Below are 16,488 nucleotides of genomic sequence, written 5' to 3' on the forward strand. Positions count from 1 at the left end.
CCCTTATTTTTTGATTGTGCGGCACTGGTTAAGTAACTGATGACATACTGAACGAATCATTGCAGTTGTGATCGGTACTTCTTTACCTTGGTCATTCAACATATAGCAGCTATTTACTGGCGTGCTTTCTAAAACATGTTTAAGACCGTTGCTAATTAAGTTTTCACTTACATTCATGGGTTATACCTCTTATTGTTTGCTAAGACGTTAAATAGGGAGAACGTCTACGGCTACTGTATGTAAGTAGTATTTAAAATTCATGAATGAAAGTAAAATTTCAGTTGTAACAAGGATTAAGCGATATCTTGTTACAACTTTAACTTAAAATGATATCGTATTGCTCTTGCGTATATAAATTTTCGACCTGAAATTTAATAACACGGTTGATGAAATGCTCTAAATCAGCCACTGCTGGTGCTTCTGCTGTTAATAATCGGTCAATCACAGAAGGATGGGCAACAACAGTAAAGCCACTCGTTGACTCAAATGCACGGGTATATCGTAATATCTCACGAAATATTTCGTAACACACTGTCTCTGCTGTTTTGACAAAACCACGTCCTTGACAGGTTGGACATGACTCACACAGCAAATGTTCTAACGATTCACGTGTTCGTTTACGCGTCATTTCAACCAAACCAAGTTCTGACACTTGAGTAATTTTGGTCTTAGCGTGATCACGCTCAAGCATTTTTTCAAACTGACGCATCACCTCTTCACGGTGAATTGCCTCTTGCATGTCAATAAAATCAATAATGAGAATACCCCCCAAATTACGCAGTCTAAGTTGACGCGCGATAACTTGAGTCGCTTCCATATTGGTTTTAAAAACGGTGTCCTCAAGACTACGACCACCAACATATGAACCCGTATTAACGTCAATCGTTGTCATGGCTTCAGTCTGGTCAATCATCAGATAGCCGCCTGACTTCAAAGCTACGCGGGTTTGCAAGGCTTTTTGGATATCTTCTTCGACATTATAAAGATCAAATAACGGTCGTTCACCCGGATAATGAATGAGTCGACTCTGCATATTCGGGACAAATTCTTCAACAAACTCAAGAAGTTTTGCATGAATCTCTCGCGAATCGACATAGATCTTTGCAGTTTCGTCACTCGCCAAATCTCGAATAATACGCTGAGGTAATGGAAGCTCTTCAAAAATTAAGGAAGGAACAGCAACATCAATTTGTTTACGTTGAATGTATTCCCATAATTTACTCAGATAGCACATATCCTGTGCAATTTCTGCCTCATCTACGCCTTCAGCAGCTGTGCGTACAATCACGCTACCCGGCAAATTATGTTCAGATTGAATACCTTCGATAATATTACGTAGTCGTTCTCGCTCTTCTTCAGATTCAATACGCTGAGATACACCAATATGATTACCATATGGCATGAGAACCAGATAACGAGAAGGGATTGAAAGATCAGTACTCAGACGCGCGCCTTTTGTTCCCAACATATCTTTCATTACTTGGACAGTAAGCGTTTGCCCGGGATGTAAGAGTTCAAAAACATTTGGGGTAGGCTGTGAACGAGGCCAAACCATATCATTGATATGTAAAAAGGCTGTTCGAGACAAACCAATATCAACGAAGGCAGCTTGCATGCCCGGAAGCACCCGCACGACTTTACCCTTGTAAATATTGCCGACTAGACCACGTTTGACTGTACGTTCGACATACAGCTCATTAACAGTTCCATTTTCGATTAATGCCACCCGACACTCCATAGGCGTGACATTAATAAGTAATTCTTCTGACATACATAAACTCAAAGCATTATAAAATTTTTATTAAAGAGTCAGAGAAGCTGTTAACTTTAACTTTGCCTAGTGTTCATCGACAATGCTATTCAATTAAGAATGATAACAACCTCTTATGTCTTTACTCTTTTTAATAACTGTGCAAATTCGTATAAAGGAAGTCCTACCACATTACTATAACTTCCTTGAATTTGGGGAATATATTGAGAAGCAATTCCTTGAATTGCATATCCACCGGCCTTCCCCACAGGCTCACCTGTAGCCCAATAATCTTCCATATCTTGCGTAGTCAGAGGCTGAAACTCAACTTGAGTTTGCACCACATGACTTAACATTTTTTGTTGCGTAGCAATACATAATCCAGAAAACACATCATGCCAACGTCCAGATAATTGTTTCCAGATTTCAAAGGCATGATTTTTCGATTCAGGCTTACCAATAATTTGGCCATCAAGCCCAAGACTTGTATCGGCAGCAATAACGATTGCGTTTGGAAAAAGCTTCAATACAGTTTGTGCTTTTTCTCTAGCTAACCGTTCAACATAATGGTGAACCAGCTCATTTTCATGAACGGACTCATCAATATCCGGACTATAGATTTCAAAATCCAAACCCAGTTGTTGCAATAGCTCCTTCCGACGAGGAGAGCTAGATGCTAAAACTATATGCGCCATTTTGCCAAACAATAATAGACGATTGGCCAAGTGATGATACTTGTCATCAATGGTTGCCAATGTCTAGCAATCGAAAAATGAATTCCACCCATGGTCTGCGTTACCCACATAAACGCTAAATGAGCAATAATGACCAGAGTTGCAATTGTCCATAAATTACCAAAGGTTAAAATACGGCGCTCACGAATTAAAAAACGGGTAAGAAAAGTCACAATTACAAAACTTAAAGCATTGAGACCTAAAGGCGCATCAAGCAAAAGGTCTGTAAAAATTCCCATTCCAAATGCAAACCAGACCCCACACCATGTTGGCTGACATACTACCCAAAATAGCATAATCATTAACATGAATAATGGGCGCCAACCTGAAATATCGTAGGATAGCGGGTAAACCATGAGCACGGAGCCGACAATTACAGAGAGGATAATTCCCCATAATGGATCATTTCGTTTTTCTCGTTTCAATTTAGCGATCGGCATATGGTTGCTCCTTCGCTAAAGAATCAGAGAAAAGTACGACTACATGATGCCCTGTTGCTAATTGTGCGGCTGGTGTAACATCAATTTCTGCAAACTCGCCCGAATTATGACGTCTTATTTTGGCAACTGTACCCACTGCGTACCCTGCTGGGAAATGCTCACCCAAACCTGAGCTAAACACTTTATCACCCACTTGAATATTCGCACTTGTTGGGACATATTCCATTTTCAAACGACCCAAATCACCAGTACCAGAAACAATCGCCCGCATTCCAGTGCGCTCAAGACGTACTGAAAGTGAATGTTCTTTATCTGATAACAACATTACACGTGAGCTATGAGGATATACATTAATGATCTGTCCCATAATTCCTTTATCATCCAGAACCGTTTGACCGACCTTAAGATGGTCCATAGAGCCACGGTTAATAATAATGATATGACGTAATGGGTCTGCATCTGTCCCAATTACTTCAGCGATCTCCATACGTCCATCAATAATTAATGGGGTATCAAGAAGACCTCGCAAACGGGTGTTTTCAGCTGACAGTTCAGAAAGCTTCTGTAAGCGGACTTGAGCTTGTAAAAGCTCAGCCTGCATCGCAGTATTTTCACGACGCAGTTGTGCTTCAGATTTTGTTTGTTGATTCAGCCATTCTCTCGACAGTACTGGATAACTAGCCAATGCATAAATTGGGTTATATGCAGCGTATAAGACATCCCTTGCTGGCTGAATTACATACGGCATGCGCCAATCAAAAAACAGCACAACCAAGCATGTAATGACCGCAATAATGAACGAGCGGAAAGATGGCGGCTGTCTTGAAAAAATATTCGGTTGCACCGCCTAATCCTTAAACTTAACCAACAAAAAGCATGTCATGGTTCGGGTTGTCGAAGAATTCCAATACTTTACCACCACCACGGGTCACGCAAGTAAGAGGATCTTCAGCAACCACAACTGGTAAACCAGTTTCTTGAGCTAATAATTTATCGAGGTTACGAAGTAATGCACCACCACCTGTCAACACAATACCGCGCTCGGCAATATCAGAAGAAAGTTCTGGAGGAGTTTGCTCAAGTGCAGATTTTACTGCGCTTACAATATTTTGTAATGGATCAGAGATTGCTTGAGTAATTTCGTCAGAAGTTACAGTAATTGCGCGAGGCACACCTTCTGCAAGGTTACGACCACGTACTTCAATTTCTAATGTTGTGCCATCAGAAACAGCCATACCTACTTCTTTTTTAATAATTTCAGCAGTGGTTTCACCAATTACACAACCGTGAGCTTTACGAACATAATTGATGATTTGCTCATCAAAAACATCGCCACCGATGCGTAAAGAGTCAGCATAGACACAACCTTGCAATGAAATAATTGCAATTTCAGTTGTACCACCACCAACATCCACAACCATAGAACCACATGCTTGTTCAACTGGCATACCTGCGCCAATTGCAGCAGCCATAGGTTCTTCAATCAAACGAACATCACGGGCACCAGCATTAAATACTGCTTCGCGAATCGCACGGCGCTCGACCAAAGTTGATTTACATGGTACACATACAACTACACGAGGTGCAGGTGGGAACAAACGTTTTTCGTGAACTTTACCAATAAACTGATTCAACATGGTTTCAGTCACTTCAAAATCAGCAATTACACCGTCTTTCATTGGACGAATTGCAGAAATATTCGCAGGCGTACGGCCCAGCATTTGCTTAGCATCTAGACCTACAGCAGCAACAATTTTTTGTGAACCACTGTGACGAATTGCCACAACTGTTGGTTCATTTAATATAATGCCGCGGCCTGGTGCATAAATAAGTGTATTTGCTGTACCTAAATCAATGGCTAGATCCGGCGAAAACAAGCCAATTAGTCGTTTTAGAATCACGGTTCGTTCTCAGTTAAACTTTCATGTGGATGCAAGGTGGCAACTTTAAACTAAATGTGATGATTTGAACAAGTCAATCGCTTATTATAACGCACGATATTTTGAAAATTTTTAATACTGATTAGGTGATGTTATGTCTACATCGGATGCACAGCATTCAGCAGATTTAAATGCACAAACAGTTTCAGCAATCGCCAATCTTGCTCGATTGTCGCTCAATGATACGCAATCTGCTGAATATGCTCAAAGTCTAAATAAAATTTTAGGCATGATGGAAACCTTAAAAGGCATTGATACGGAAGGCGTAGAACCTTTGAAAAGTCCTTTTGACAATCCTCAACCTTTACGTGCTGATGTGGTAACGGAAAGCAATCATCGAGATGAATACCAAGCAGTTGCACCTGCAACTCAAGATGGTTTGTATCTTGTTCCTCGCGTGATTGAATAACTTTTACTCAATTAACCCATCTTCCCTATTTTGAATGTAAAGAAATTTTACTCATGACTGATTTACATCGCTTATCAATTCGTGAACTTGCTGAGGGCTTAAGCCAAGCGAAGTTTTCATCTCGCGAACTGACTGAACATTATTTGCAACGTATTGCTAAAATTGACCCACTGGTAAAAAGCTATGTGACGGTTACACCTGAACAGGCGCTCGCGGAAGCTGATGCTGCCGATGCTGTTTTAAAAGCAGGCAATGCAACTGCTCTAACGGGTATTCCACTTGCTCATAAAGATATCTTTTGTACCAAAGGCATTAAAACAACTGCTGGTTCAAAAATTCTAGACAACTTCATCTCTCCTTACGATGCAACTGTTGTTGAAAAAACAAAAGCTGCTGGTCTTGTCACTTTAGGTAAAGTGAACATGGACGAGTTTGCGATGGGTTCAACTTCAGAAAGCTCATATGTTGGCGCAACAAGTAACCCATGGGCGCTTGACCACGTTCCTGGTGGTTCATCAGGTGGTTCTGCTGCGGCTGTAGCGGCTGATTTAGCGCCATTTGCAACAGGTACTGATACAGGTGGCTCAATTCGTCAACCTGCTTCTTTCTGTGGCTTAACAGGCTTAAAACCAACCTATGGTCGTGTATCTCGCTTCGGTATCATTGCTTACGCATCATCTTTAGACCAAGCAGGTCCAATGGCACGCTCTGCTGAAGACTGTGCTTACCTGATGAATGTAATTGCAGGTCATGATGCAAAAGACTCGACTTCGGTTAAAAAAGAAGTTGATGACTACGTTGCGAACTTAAATGGCAGATCTGTAAAAGGCTTACGTATTGGTATTCCTAAACAGTACTTTAACGTTGCAGGATTAGATGCAGACGTAAAAGCGCGTGTTGAAGAATCTTTGAAAAAGCTTGAAGAAATGGGTGCAACGCTTGTTGAGATTGACCTCAACATGACTGAAGCCTATGTACCAACGTATTACCTAATTGCGCCAGCAGAAGCATCTTCTAACTTGTCTCGTTATGACGGTGTTCGTTATGGCTACCGCTGTGAAAACCCAGCTGACTTGATGGATCTTTACAAGCGTTCACGTTCAGAAGGTTTTGGTCCAGAAGTTCAACGTCGTATCTTAATTGGTACTTACGCGCTTTCTGCGGGTTATTACGATGCTTACTATGTGAAAGCTCAAAAAGTACGTCGTTTAATTCAACAAGACTTCTTAAAAGCGTTTGAAAATGTAGACGTGATTGCGGCTCCTTCTGCACCAACAACTGCTTATAAAATTGGTGCAAACTTAAGCCCAACTGAAATGTATTTAGGTGATATCTATACACTTGCAGTGAATTTAGCAGGCTTACCAGCGATTAATGCTCCTGTTGGTTTTGACAAAGACAGCTTACCTGTAGGCTTACAATTAATTGGTAACTACTGGTCAGAATCACAATTGTTGTCGATTGTTCATCAATACCAACAAAATACCGATTTCCATACTCAACGTGCGGCAATTGCTGAGGAGAATGCATAATGGCTGAAGCTCAAAAGTTGAAATTGATTGACGGTTGGGAAGTCGTTATTGGTATCGAGATTCACACTCAGCTTGCAACCAATTCTAAAATTTTCTCAGGTTCATCAACTGAATTTGGTCAAGATCCAAATACACAAGCGAGCCTTGTAGACTTGGCAATGCCAGGTGTACTCCCTGTTTTGAATGAAAAAGTGGTTGATCTTGCTATCCGCTTTGGTTTGGGTATCGATGCATACATCGACCAAGCATCTGTGTTTGCACGTAAAAACTACTTCTACCCTGACTCGCCAAAAGGCTATCAAATTAGCCAAATGGATAATCCAATTGTTGGCTTGGGTCATATCGACATTCAACTTGAAGATGGCACAACAAAACGTATTGGCGTAACTCGTGCTCACCTTGAAGAAGATGCGGGTAAATCGATTCATGATCAATTTGAAGGCATGTCTGGCATTGACTTAAACCGTGCTGGTACACCTTTACTTGAAATCGTTTCTGAACCTGACATGCGTTCGGTTGAAGAGGCGGTTGCATATATCAAATCAATCCACACACTTGTGCGTTGGTTAGGTATTTCCGACGGTAACATGGCTGAAGGTTCATTCCGTGCAGACTGTAACGTGTCTTTACGTCGTCCGGGTCAACCGTTTGGTACGCGCTGTGAACTTAAAAACCTCAACTCATTCCGTTTCATTGAACAAGCGATCAATGTTGAAATTGAACGCCAAATGGAAATTTTGGAATACGGTGGAAGCATCGACCAAGAAACTCGTTTGTTCGATCCAAACAAAATGGAAACGCGTTCAATGCGCTCTAAAGAAGAAGCGAACGATTACCGCTACTTCCCAGATCCAGACTTGTTACCAGTGATTATTGCAGATGAGCAAATCGAAGCTGCTCGTGCTGCACTTCCAGAGCTTCCTGCAGCTCGCCGTGCACGCTTTATCGCAGACTTTGGTGTAACTGAATACGATGCACATGTACTTACGCTCTCACGCGAAATGGCAGACTTCTTTGAAGCTGTTGTGACTGCTGCTGGCGGTGCGAAGCAAGGTAAAGTATCTGCAAACTGGGTAATGGGCGAATTCTCAGGCGCATTAAACAAAGCGGGCCTAGACTTAGCAGACTCACCTGTTTCAGCTGAACAGCTTGGCGGCATGATTGCTCGTATTGTTGATAACACCATTAGCGGTAAAATTGCTAAACAAGTCTTTGGCTTTATGTGGGAATCGGAAGGTAAATCTGCCGATGACATCATTGCTGAAAAAGGCTTAAAGCAAGAAACTGATACTGGTGCAATTGAAGCAATCATTAAAGAAGTACTTGCAGCCAATGAGAAAATGGTTGAAGAGTACAAGTCTGGTAAAGAAAAAGCTTTTAACGGTCTTGTTGGTCAAGTCATGAAAGCTTCTAAGGGTAAAGCTAACCCTGCTCAAGTAAATGAATTAATGAAAAAATTGATTGGTTAATTTGACTAGCCAACTCAACAAAAAGCCTCGATTTATCGGGGCTTTTTATATCCTTCTAAAACACTCTTCGACTAAAGAATGCACTTTTTTTCTAAAAAATTACTCAGTGACTGTGCTAATTTAAATTAAGAATTTAGATAACTTATATTTTAAAAAGAGAGATAAATCATGTCTAAAAAGATTTTAATGTTGGTCGGTGACTATGCAGAAGACTATGAAACCATGGTTCCTTTTCAGTTCTTAACTGGTTTAGGTTATACCGTGCATGCAGTTTGCCCAAATAAAAAGAACGGCGACCACATTGCGACGGCAATTCATGATTTTGAAGGTGAACAAACTTATAGCGAAAAACGTGGCCACAACTTTGCGATTAACTATGATTTTGATGCCGTTAATACTGAAGACTATATAGGTCTAGTTATTCCGGGTGGTCGAGCACCAGAGTATTTACGTATGAATGAACGTGTTGTCGAAATTGTACGTGAGTTCGATAGAGTGAAAAAACCAATAGCAGCCGTATGCCATGGAGCTCAGTTGCTCGCGGCAGCAGATGTATTACAAGGTCGCCTCTGCTCAGCTTATCCAGCATGTGCTGCCGAAGTAAAATTGGCAGGTGGACAATACGCAGATATTGCTGTGACTGAAGCAGTTACAGATGGACATTTGGTGACGGCTCCAGCTTGGCCTGCACATCCAGCTTGGTTAGCACAATTTGTAAAAGTTTTAGGCGCTAAGATTACGCTCTAAATAGATCTCTTCATACTAATTAAAATAAAGCCTGCTGATTAAATAGCAGGCTTTATTACTAAAATAGAAAACTAGATTTTTTATCTTGTGATTCCCAATTTATTCCAAATCTCTGGTGTTAAAAACGTCGTCACCAATTTATTTAAATCGATATAGCGCAATGTGCCCTGCAACTGCTGTTTAACTGCGGGGTCTTTAACAATATCTTCGCCAGCACTTTGGCCTAACTGCTGGAAAGCCTCCCCAACTGCCTTCACACCTTCAGCCTGAATCACAGCTTTAGTTTGGGTAGAACATTGCTCCACAATCACACGTTGTAAAACCTGCGCCAGTTTTTGATCTAACTGATCCTTTTGCTCAGGTGTTACATTACTAAATGCTTTTAAATCAGGATGGGCAGCTAAAGCCGTAAATGTCCATTGAAGCACCGTGGTCTTGTCTGAAGCCGTTGTAGCCTTAACTAAACAGTCACTTAACTGATCAACCGTTGGACCAGCCATCGTAATTTGTGTTGTACCCAGTACAGCAACTGCCATACAAACTGAACGGCTCAAATGTGAAAACTTACGGCGGGCAATCGCATAAACTTGACGTGACATAGGTCTAGCTCCAATAAACAATCTGTTCTTTGTATCACAGAGCTAGTGGTGTTACCTGTTATGACTCTGTAAATCGTTTATTTCTTCAAATTTAACAATTACTTTAATAATTAGCCCATCCCCGCATAATTCCATGCTTCTGGAATATTGGGTTGCTCTGGTACTTTATTTAAATCAATATTTAAGTTTCTACTGCCCTGATAAGATTTCTCATCTGAATCTGAGGCAGGTGATACGCTTAAACTATAACGATAGCGAAATTGCCACAACATAGGTTTAATCGGACGAATATCTAGACTAAGACTATCTTCATCATGGCATTTGCCTTGAGAACTTTCATAATCTTGCTCAGAAAAACATGCCCGAATCATCCGATTAAAACTAAATGGATAGTTCGCAATAAATTGATATGTCATTCCAGAATCTGTTAACTCATAAAAACTAGCGCGCTCAATATTTGCACCACCTCCTGAGTACATTTCAGAAAATGAATCGATTACAGCAATTGCATAACGATTTTGAGCCATAGGAAAAAGCTTAGGAAAGATAAACTGCCCATCAGATGTACCCTCCTTTTGAGTAGAGAGATTTACATGCCACTGTTTCGATAGTTTGAATCCTTTTGCAGAGTCGTTAAATTGAATAATATCTCCACCCGACAGAAGCCATAACTGCCGATCTGCTGTTTTTAAAACCCGCCATTGGTCCGGATGCTCGCAAAGCTTTTTAACTTGTATGCAAAGTTGCTCCTGCTCATTCTGACTTAATTGTGTTTTTTTAAACTCTAAAATACTTAAGGGTGCAGCAAAAGCAGGCTTGGCAAAGCAAGCAAATATTCCTGCTATAACTAAGAAAGCTATCTGTATGTTGCCTTTAATCATTTTTTTATTTCCCTAATGATATTTCTTTTCAACAAATTAGCTATTTTACAATAGTTTCAATTCGATCAAGCTCCCACACTCCACCTGCTGCCAAGCCTTTGCACATCCCTGTCCACATATCCTTAGTATGTACAAAACTCTTGCCATCCCAGACCCATTCTTCACTTGCCCAGCAATCGCCTATGCCTCTTCCTTTTTGAGCACTACTAATAATACCGCTATCGAAATCAGAAGCTGTTTCTGTCACAAACGTTGCTTTACCAGTCAAAGACTCATCGAGTACCCAAGCCCCATACCCTTCGTTATAAGCCCCTCTCCAACACAACGTAGTCGCAAAAACTTTCTTATTGGTTAGTTTATATAGCTCGATTTCTTGTGGCTCAGCTCCATCACTATTACCGTCATAAATTCCTTCACAAAAGTCTTCTTTAGGATTCGGATTAGCTGCCATCAAGCTACGGTGTATTACTTGATACTGCTTGCTTTTCGGTTGTAGCGTTAAATAAGGTTTAGCTGTAGTTTTAATATGTTTAACAACCAGTTTTGGCTCAGGCATAAGTACTTTAGTTTCATTGGCACCCCCCTTTTTAACTAAAGCACCAACAGTCCCAATACGCTTCTGAAAATCATCCATTTTTAATAGCACAGCGGTCATTCCTGCATCGGAAATTTTCCATTGATGTTGAGCATTTTTAAATACAATTTCAGTTTTCTGTTTAGACTGCTGTAGTACAGCGTTGACTTGTGAATTATTCAATTTCCCCATCAATGGCAAATCGGTACCATCTATAGTCACAGCGCCTAAATCTTTGCCATTTACATAAAAATAAATATTTTTAAGCTGATTGGCTGGCAAACTTTGCTCATAGTCTGATAAAGCAAACTCAGCTTGTACAGGTTGTTTTGGCCCAGCTTTACGTGTTAATAAAATTGAAGCTGGATTATCACCATTGTCTTCATTTTGATAGCCTGCAGCTTTACATGTACCCGTATTGCCACAAGAGATTTCCCATTCTTGGTGTGAAAATGAAATACCTTTTATGTCTTGAGCAAAACCATAAGAACTGATGACTGATAAACAGCAAATTGAAAGGATTTTTTTCATTTTTTCATGTCTCTGCTGGTCTGTTTTATTATGAGGTTAAAAACAGTTTTAAATTTTGAATTACCTTACAGTTTAAAAGAATATGTTAGATTTATATAAGATTTAAATTGATTACTTTCTAAAAATGAAAAAATTAAATTTTCTATTATGCACAGCATTGATCAGCCTAACTTCAACTGCTTATGCAGAAATAAAAAGCTTTACTCCCCATTTCCCAAAGTTTTATAGCTCTGCTGCAACCCGCAAAGCAGATAATCAATTCTACGCTCTAGGAGAGGCAAAGTTTTTAAACGGCATTACAGTCCCGTTTTATGGGGTTACAGCACAAAGCCCAACAGAGAATGGTTTACTTAAAGATTTTGAAACCTGTACACCTAAAAGTTGTCGTTTTAATTTTAAACTCGATACTCAACATGCAAAACAACTCAAGCTTCTTGCATTACCTGAAACAGGCTTAGTGCTCGTTCCAAGAAATTGGCAAGATGTACAAGCAAATGCAGGCGCTAATGGGACTGGTTTTGCTCTAATAATGAGTACAGATCAAAAACAAGCAATAGAACTCTATGATTCTTCATTTTGTGTTGGCTGTGGACTACCAAATGCAACGCTTTATTTTCCTGAACTGTTAAAAGAAAGTCTTGAAAATGAATTCGGTGGCTATAAAGACCCTAAAAAAATCATCAATATTGTTCATCCTTCTAAAAAAGTGGCTTTTTTTAGTTATCAAATTCCACAAGTGAACAATAAAACGCATGGTATTGCTAAATATGATGATGAAGACACTTTTAACTATAAAGAGATTCAAGTCACCTTAGATAAATCACAACAGTCATTGGTTGGCCCTATCCTTAATTTTTATAATACAACCCATTAATCCAATGCTTATAAAAAAACCCGCTTTCGCGGGTTTTCATTTATTTATGTAGTATCGATTCAAAAGCTTTTAAACGTTTATAAATTGAAAGCAGTTCAATAATCGTTTTCCAGGAACTAATTAAGTATTGGAAGGATTCACGTACACGCCCAAATACATTTGCAATTTGTTGAATCAAACCTAATGTGAGCTTACCAGCAGCAATTGATGGGAAAAGGACAACCAAGTTATATAAAACATCAAGTTGGCCATACCAAATAGCTGTCATATTAAAATAGGCATAATGGAAGTAAAGTCTGAAATAATTTTTACGTACATTACTAAATAACTCACGCAAGGTAGCAGGTTGTGCGCGATCAGCATGGTCTTCACCATAGACCAACTCTTTACGATAAGCAGCCTCTACTTTCTGATTGTTAAATTGCAAACCTGGCAACCTAATCCCTACTACCATTAATAGAACAGTACCGAAAATTGACCACACTATTGCGGCCCATACTAAAGAGTGATTTAACTCACCAACAATAGGTAAAACAGTAACGTGTTTAGACAGCTGAAATAAAATAGGTAAAAACGCAATCAATGTAATAACTGCTTTTACTAACTCTACCCCTAAATCTTCCAAAATTGTTGCAAAGCGCATGGTATCTTCTTGCACACGCTGCGAAGCACCTTCAACATGACGCAGTTGTTCCCAATGTTCCGTGTAGTATTCATTCATTGCCGTACGCCAACGGAATACATAGTGGCTTGTGAAAAAAGCATTAATTACAGCAAGAGTCACAGCAACCATAGCAATATAAAGAAAGACCATAGTCTCACTATAGAGTGCCGAAACATTTCCCCCGCCACTCGAAAGCATTTTTTGAATTAAATCCCAAAATGGTACATACCATGCATTAATCGCAACACTGACCTGAACACTAAACCAGATATTAAATAAGATAAATGCAGAGCCCCATATAGACCAACGCTGCCATGGATTATTAGAAAGAACTTTCCAAAAGCCAGCAAAAAGAGCAGTAGAGACTAAAAACCAGAGATAGAACCATAAAAATGCAGGTGACCAAAAACGGCTTACCCCAATAGGCAACTCAGCATCTGCATAACCATGAGGAAAGCCTAAATACTCTCCCCAGTGATCTCCCCCCGTATACCAGAGCACCATATTTAGCGCGAGCCAAATAACTACAGATATAAAAAAATACCGTGGTGATGGAAAAAATGATTTGAACATTGAGCGTGGATATCCTTATATTTCTTCAAATTTACAATGGAAGGAATACTAAAACCTAAACCTTAAAATTGTGAAGGGCAAAGTTTAGAGAATTGTCAATTTTTCCCGTTTCATTGAAGGATTTGATCGTTTTTTTGTAAATTAATCCCTTTTTGGCAATTTAATCCATTTAAATTACCTTGTATATGACTCTCAATAGAGCCATATACGGCTTTTATAACACAGCAATATCAGAGATTAAATCTCTTCTTTACGAACAATATAGCCTTCCAACTGCATTGCCTGAATGAGTAAATCTAGGTCTGAAGCGCTTTTAAGCTCAACATCGACACTCACGGCACTTTCTTTGGCACGGCTTGTCGCTGCAAAGCGTTCATGACGCAATTCATAAATATTACCGCCTTGCTCAGCAATAATTGCAGTTAAACGGGCTAAAGCACCTGGGTTATCTGGTAATTCAACACGAATACGAACCATACGCCCTGTACGCGTTAAATGACGTTGCAATACAGAGACCATAACGCGTGTATCAATATTGCCACCAGACAGCACTACACCCAACTTATGACCTAAAAATAGATCAGGACGAGACATGATTGCAGCAATACCTGTCGCACCAGCCCCTTCACACACTGTTTTCTCAATATTAAGTAACAGTGCAATTGCCTCTTCAATCATGTCTTCAGTAACAACAACAATGTCATCAACGTATTGTTTAGCAACTTGAGTTGTAAGCTCGCCCGGAGTTTTTACCGCAATACCTTCTGCAACGGTAGAGCCCATTGAAACAGCATGCTGATAATTGCACAGAAGTTTCGCCATACTTGGATATACAACCGATTGCACCCCAATCACTTTAATTTTGGGATTGATAGCTTTAGCAGCAATCGCAATACCAGAAATTAGACCACCACCGCCAATTGGCACAACTAAAATGTCTAGTTCAGGAACAGCTGCAAGCATTTCGAGTGCAATAGTTCCTTGACCTGCAATAATTTCTGCATCGTCAAATGGATGGATAATTGTTAAAGATTCTTCTTGTGCAACACGGTGCATTTCAGCAGCAGCTTCTGAAAAGTCTTGTCCATGTAAAATGACTCGTGCCCCATATTCACGCACTCGTTGTACTTTTACATTAGGTGTCGATTTCGGCATTACAATAGTTGCTGTCACGCCTGTGCGCTGAGCATGATACGCTACGCCTTGCGCATGATTTCCTGCCGAAGCTGCAATAACACCGTGTTGTTTTTCTTGGTCAGATAAACACAACAGTTTATTCAGTGCACCCCGTTCTTTAAAAGAAGCGGTAAATTGTAAGTTTTCAAATTTCAGCCACATCTCAGCCCCTAAGGTTTTAGAAATGGTTTCTGAGAAAACAAAAGGAGTTTTTACGACTAAACCTTCTAAACGCTCTGCGGCAGCATGAACATCATCTAATGTTGGAAACCCATTTTTAACCTGTTGCTGTATCATTTATCTAGTCAGCCTCAATACATTACAAATCAATTATTTTTTAGAAATGACATCAATATTTTATATTGGTCATCAGAGTTTTCAGCATATCCAACATATACCTAATATACAAAAATTTTTATTCCAAAAATGAAGGATTTAAATTCACATAAAAAAAGCCCTATTCAGGCTTTTTAATTAATTTTCAAACAATTAACATCAAATTATTGAGTTTGTGCACTTAACCCTTCAGTAGACATATTCTGTTCAGCTATTTTTTCATCAATAGCAAACTGAATATCGGAAAGTTTGGCATTGGCTGCATCGATGCCAGATTTCATGGTAGCTTCACGGCCTTTCACATCAAAAATATGCGCTTTTTCTCTTAAATCTGGCTGAATAACAACATCCGCATACTGTAATTCTTCTGCTGCCAAACGACCTTGCATAATATTAATATTCTGGTTAAACAGTCCCCAAACATTCGATGTTTCTGTGTAAATAGGTTGAGCTAAAATATCAACGGCAATAATCACATCAGCACCTAAGTCACGTGCAACCTCAACTGGTACAGGACTGACCAAACCGCCATCTACATATTCAGATTTACCAATTTTAGTAGGTACAAACATACTTGGAATTGAAGCAGATGCTCTTACGGCTTGCCCAGTATTACCATAGTTAAATACGGTTTTAGTGCCATGCTTTAATTCGGTTGCAACCACATACATTGGGATTTTCATTTTTTCGAGTGGGACGTTATTTACTTGCTGGTTAACGTAGTTTTCTACTTTTTTACCATCAAAAAAACCTTTTAATCCGATACTAATATCACGCACATCGCCAGCTTTCATTTTTAAAGCAGTATCACGTAATTCAGCAGGACTTTTACCACTGGCATAAAGTGCTCCAACAATACTACCCGCGCTGGTACCTACAATAAAATCTGGTCGGATACCATGTTGTTCCAAAACCTCAATGACACCGATATGAGCATAACCTCGTGCTCCACCGCTACCCAATACGAGCGCAACCACAGGACGTTTTTGCTGTTTTTTAATTCGTGCAAATGGCTGATCAACAGAGCGAGCATACGCCTCTGCTGTTGGTGATTTTAGCGCAGCAGATAAGTGTGTAGTGGTCTGGCATCCTGCCAACACCATAGAGAGTCCGAGAACCCACAATTTAAGCTGTTTCATGGCCTATCTTCGCACTATGAGGTTTAAGTTCGGATTGCAATTTTAGTTGCTAGTCTCGTTAAAAGCTGTATTGAATTTATTTAATTTGTCATGTTTAAAATTTAGACTCAAGTATTTTAT

17 protein-coding genes are annotated in these 16,488 nt (G+C 39.7%); 5 read left to right on the top strand and 12 right to left on the bottom strand.

Features of this window, described 5'->3' with window-relative positions:
* Nucleotides 1-3: 3 nt before the first annotated feature.
* From AC1PJP_RS09945 to AC1PJP_RS09970, 6 genes are all read right to left on the bottom strand, one after another.
* A complete protein-coding gene (locus tag AC1PJP_RS09945; protein ID WP_002116397.1) occupies nt 4-177 on the bottom strand; it encodes a PA1571 family protein in 174 nt (57 codons plus the stop codon).
* 139 nt (nt 178-316) lie between these two features.
* On the bottom strand, nt 317-1,771 hold the full coding sequence (rng, locus tag AC1PJP_RS09950) for a ribonuclease G (protein ID WP_004789319.1): 1,455 nt from the start codon (nt 1,769-1,771) through the stop codon (nt 317-319).
* 113 nt (nt 1,772-1,884) lie between these two features.
* Complete coding sequence (locus AC1PJP_RS09955; RefSeq protein WP_479766897.1) at nt 1,885-2,445, bottom strand: Maf-like protein; 561 nt, start codon at nt 2,443-2,445, stop codon at nt 1,885-1,887.
* Nucleotides 2,433-2,924, bottom strand: coding sequence for a rod shape-determining protein MreD (gene mreD, locus AC1PJP_RS09960; RefSeq protein ID WP_004789317.1), 492 nt, complete (start codon nt 2,922-2,924; stop codon nt 2,433-2,435). The genes AC1PJP_RS09955 and mreD overlap by 13 nt, the downstream gene beginning before the upstream one ends.
* Nucleotides 2,911-3,768 carry a rod shape-determining protein MreC gene (mreC, locus tag AC1PJP_RS09965; protein WP_479766898.1) on the bottom strand — a complete coding sequence of 286 codons (858 nt, stop codon included), beginning with the start codon at nt 3,766-3,768 and terminating at the stop codon, nt 2,911-2,913. The genes mreD and mreC overlap by 14 nt, the downstream gene beginning before the upstream one ends.
* Nucleotides 3,769-3,784: 16 nt before the next feature.
* Entirely contained in the window at nt 3,785-4,825 is a 1,041-nt protein-coding gene (locus tag AC1PJP_RS09970) for a rod shape-determining protein (RefSeq protein ID WP_004789315.1), read from the bottom strand.
* Between the two features lie 133 nt (nt 4,826-4,958).
* On the opposite strand from AC1PJP_RS09970, the gene gatC reads away from it, so the two are divergent.
* The 4 genes from gatC to AC1PJP_RS09990 all read left to right on the top strand — a co-directional run bounded on the left by gatC (nt 4,959) and on the right by AC1PJP_RS09990 (nt 9,021).
* On the top strand, nt 4,959-5,273 hold the full coding sequence (gatC, locus tag AC1PJP_RS09975) for an Asp-tRNA(Asn)/Glu-tRNA(Gln) amidotransferase subunit GatC (RefSeq protein ID WP_000107699.1): 315 nt from the start codon (nt 4,959-4,961) through the stop codon (nt 5,271-5,273).
* Nucleotides 5,274-5,326: 53 nt separating this feature from the next.
* The gene (gene gatA / locus AC1PJP_RS09980; RefSeq protein ID WP_479766899.1) at nt 5,327-6,805 is read left to right on the top strand and encodes an Asp-tRNA(Asn)/Glu-tRNA(Gln) amidotransferase subunit GatA; all 1,479 of its coding nucleotides are present in this window, start codon (nt 5,327-5,329) and stop codon (nt 6,803-6,805) included.
* Nucleotides 6,805-8,274 (top strand): Asp-tRNA(Asn)/Glu-tRNA(Gln) amidotransferase subunit GatB, encoded by a 1,470-nt coding sequence (gene gatB, locus AC1PJP_RS09985; protein WP_479766900.1) that lies wholly within the window; start codon nt 6,805-6,807, stop codon nt 8,272-8,274. The genes gatA and gatB overlap by 1 nt, the downstream gene beginning before the upstream one ends.
* 168 nt (nt 8,275-8,442) lie before the next feature.
* A complete protein-coding gene (locus AC1PJP_RS09990) occupies nt 8,443-9,021 on the top strand; it encodes a DJ-1/PfpI family protein (protein ID WP_479766901.1) in 579 nt (192 codons plus the stop codon).
* Between the two features lie 80 nt (nt 9,022-9,101).
* Here AC1PJP_RS09990 and AC1PJP_RS09995 read toward each other — a convergent pair whose 3' ends face one another.
* From AC1PJP_RS09995 to AC1PJP_RS10005, 3 genes are all read right to left on the bottom strand, one after another.
* Nucleotides 9,102-9,620, bottom strand: coding sequence for a hypothetical protein (locus tag AC1PJP_RS09995; RefSeq protein WP_213066459.1), 519 nt, complete (start codon nt 9,618-9,620; stop codon nt 9,102-9,104).
* Between the two features lie 110 nt (nt 9,621-9,730).
* On the bottom strand, nt 9,731-10,501 hold the full coding sequence (locus AC1PJP_RS10000) for a hypothetical protein (protein ID WP_479766902.1): 771 nt from the start codon (nt 10,499-10,501) through the stop codon (nt 9,731-9,733).
* Nucleotides 10,502-10,541: 40 nt separating this feature from the next.
* On the bottom strand, nt 10,542-11,606 hold the full coding sequence (locus AC1PJP_RS10005) for a DUF1176 domain-containing protein (RefSeq protein WP_479766903.1): 1,065 nt from the start codon (nt 11,604-11,606) through the stop codon (nt 10,542-10,544).
* Nucleotides 11,607-11,730: 124 nt separating this feature from the next.
* On the opposite strand from AC1PJP_RS10005, the gene AC1PJP_RS10010 reads away from it, so the two are divergent.
* Nucleotides 11,731-12,480 (top strand): DUF4850 domain-containing protein, encoded by a 750-nt coding sequence (locus AC1PJP_RS10010; RefSeq protein WP_199945360.1) that lies wholly within the window; start codon nt 11,731-11,733, stop codon nt 12,478-12,480.
* Between the two features lie 40 nt (nt 12,481-12,520).
* On the opposite strand, the gene sbmA is transcribed toward AC1PJP_RS10010, so the two are convergent.
* The 3 genes from sbmA to AC1PJP_RS10025 all read right to left on the bottom strand — a co-directional run bounded on the left by sbmA (nt 12,521) and on the right by AC1PJP_RS10025 (nt 16,368).
* The gene (sbmA, locus tag AC1PJP_RS10015) at nt 12,521-13,717 is read right to left on the bottom strand and encodes a peptide antibiotic transporter SbmA (RefSeq protein WP_199945358.1); all 1,197 of its coding nucleotides are present in this window, start codon (nt 13,715-13,717) and stop codon (nt 12,521-12,523) included.
* Between the two features lie 237 nt (nt 13,718-13,954).
* Complete coding sequence (locus tag AC1PJP_RS10020) at nt 13,955-15,190, bottom strand: threonine ammonia-lyase (RefSeq protein WP_013196924.1); 1,236 nt, start codon at nt 15,188-15,190, stop codon at nt 13,955-13,957.
* A 203-nt stretch (nt 15,191-15,393) separates the two neighbouring features.
* The gene (locus AC1PJP_RS10025; RefSeq protein WP_205668941.1) at nt 15,394-16,368 is read right to left on the bottom strand and encodes a patatin-like phospholipase family protein; all 975 of its coding nucleotides are present in this window, start codon (nt 16,366-16,368) and stop codon (nt 15,394-15,396) included.
* Nucleotides 16,369-16,488 lie beyond the last annotated feature (120 nt).

The sequence above is a fragment of the Acinetobacter sp. V116_7 genome (assembly GCF_056735735.1).

What these genes read in the sequence shown, in the direction of transcription:
- AC1PJP_RS09945 (WP_002116397.1), bottom strand. Translation starts at nt 177, where the DNA reads ATGAATGTAAGTGAAAACTTAATTAGCAACGGTCTTAAACATGTTTTA.
- rng (WP_004789319.1), bottom strand. Translation starts at nt 1,771, where the DNA reads ATGTCAGAAGAATTACTTATTAATGTCACGCCTATGGAGTGTCGGGTG.
- AC1PJP_RS09955 (WP_479766897.1), bottom strand. Translation starts at nt 2,445, where the DNA reads ATGGCGCATATAGTTTTAGCATCTAGCTCTCCTCGTCGGAAGGAGCTA.
- mreD (WP_004789317.1), bottom strand. Translation starts at nt 2,924, where the DNA reads ATGCCGATCGCTAAATTGAAACGAGAAAAACGAAATGATCCATTATGG.
- gatC (WP_000107699.1), top strand. Translation starts at nt 4,959, where the DNA reads ATGTCTACATCGGATGCACAGCATTCAGCAGATTTAAATGCACAAACA.
- gatA (WP_479766899.1), top strand. Translation starts at nt 5,327, where the DNA reads ATGACTGATTTACATCGCTTATCAATTCGTGAACTTGCTGAGGGCTTA.
- gatB (WP_479766900.1), top strand. Translation starts at nt 6,805, where the DNA reads ATGGCTGAAGCTCAAAAGTTGAAATTGATTGACGGTTGGGAAGTCGTT.
- AC1PJP_RS09990 (WP_479766901.1), top strand. Translation starts at nt 8,443, where the DNA reads ATGTCTAAAAAGATTTTAATGTTGGTCGGTGACTATGCAGAAGACTAT.
- AC1PJP_RS09995 (WP_213066459.1), bottom strand. Translation starts at nt 9,620, where the DNA reads ATGTCACGTCAAGTTTATGCGATTGCCCGCCGTAAGTTTTCACATTTG.
- AC1PJP_RS10000 (WP_479766902.1), bottom strand. Translation starts at nt 10,501, where the DNA reads ATGATTAAAGGCAACATACAGATAGCTTTCTTAGTTATAGCAGGAATA.
- AC1PJP_RS10005 (WP_479766903.1), bottom strand. Translation starts at nt 11,606, where the DNA reads ATGAAAAAAATCCTTTCAATTTGCTGTTTATCAGTCATCAGTTCTTAT.
- AC1PJP_RS10010 (WP_199945360.1), top strand. Translation starts at nt 11,731, where the DNA reads ATGAAAAAATTAAATTTTCTATTATGCACAGCATTGATCAGCCTAACT.
- sbmA (WP_199945358.1), bottom strand. Translation starts at nt 13,717, where the DNA reads ATGTTCAAATCATTTTTTCCATCACCACGGTATTTTTTTATATCTGTA.
- AC1PJP_RS10020 (WP_013196924.1), bottom strand. Translation starts at nt 15,190, where the DNA reads ATGATACAGCAACAGGTTAAAAATGGGTTTCCAACATTAGATGATGTT.
- AC1PJP_RS10025 (WP_205668941.1), bottom strand. Translation starts at nt 16,368, where the DNA reads ATGAAACAGCTTAAATTGTGGGTTCTCGGACTCTCTATGGTGTTGGCA.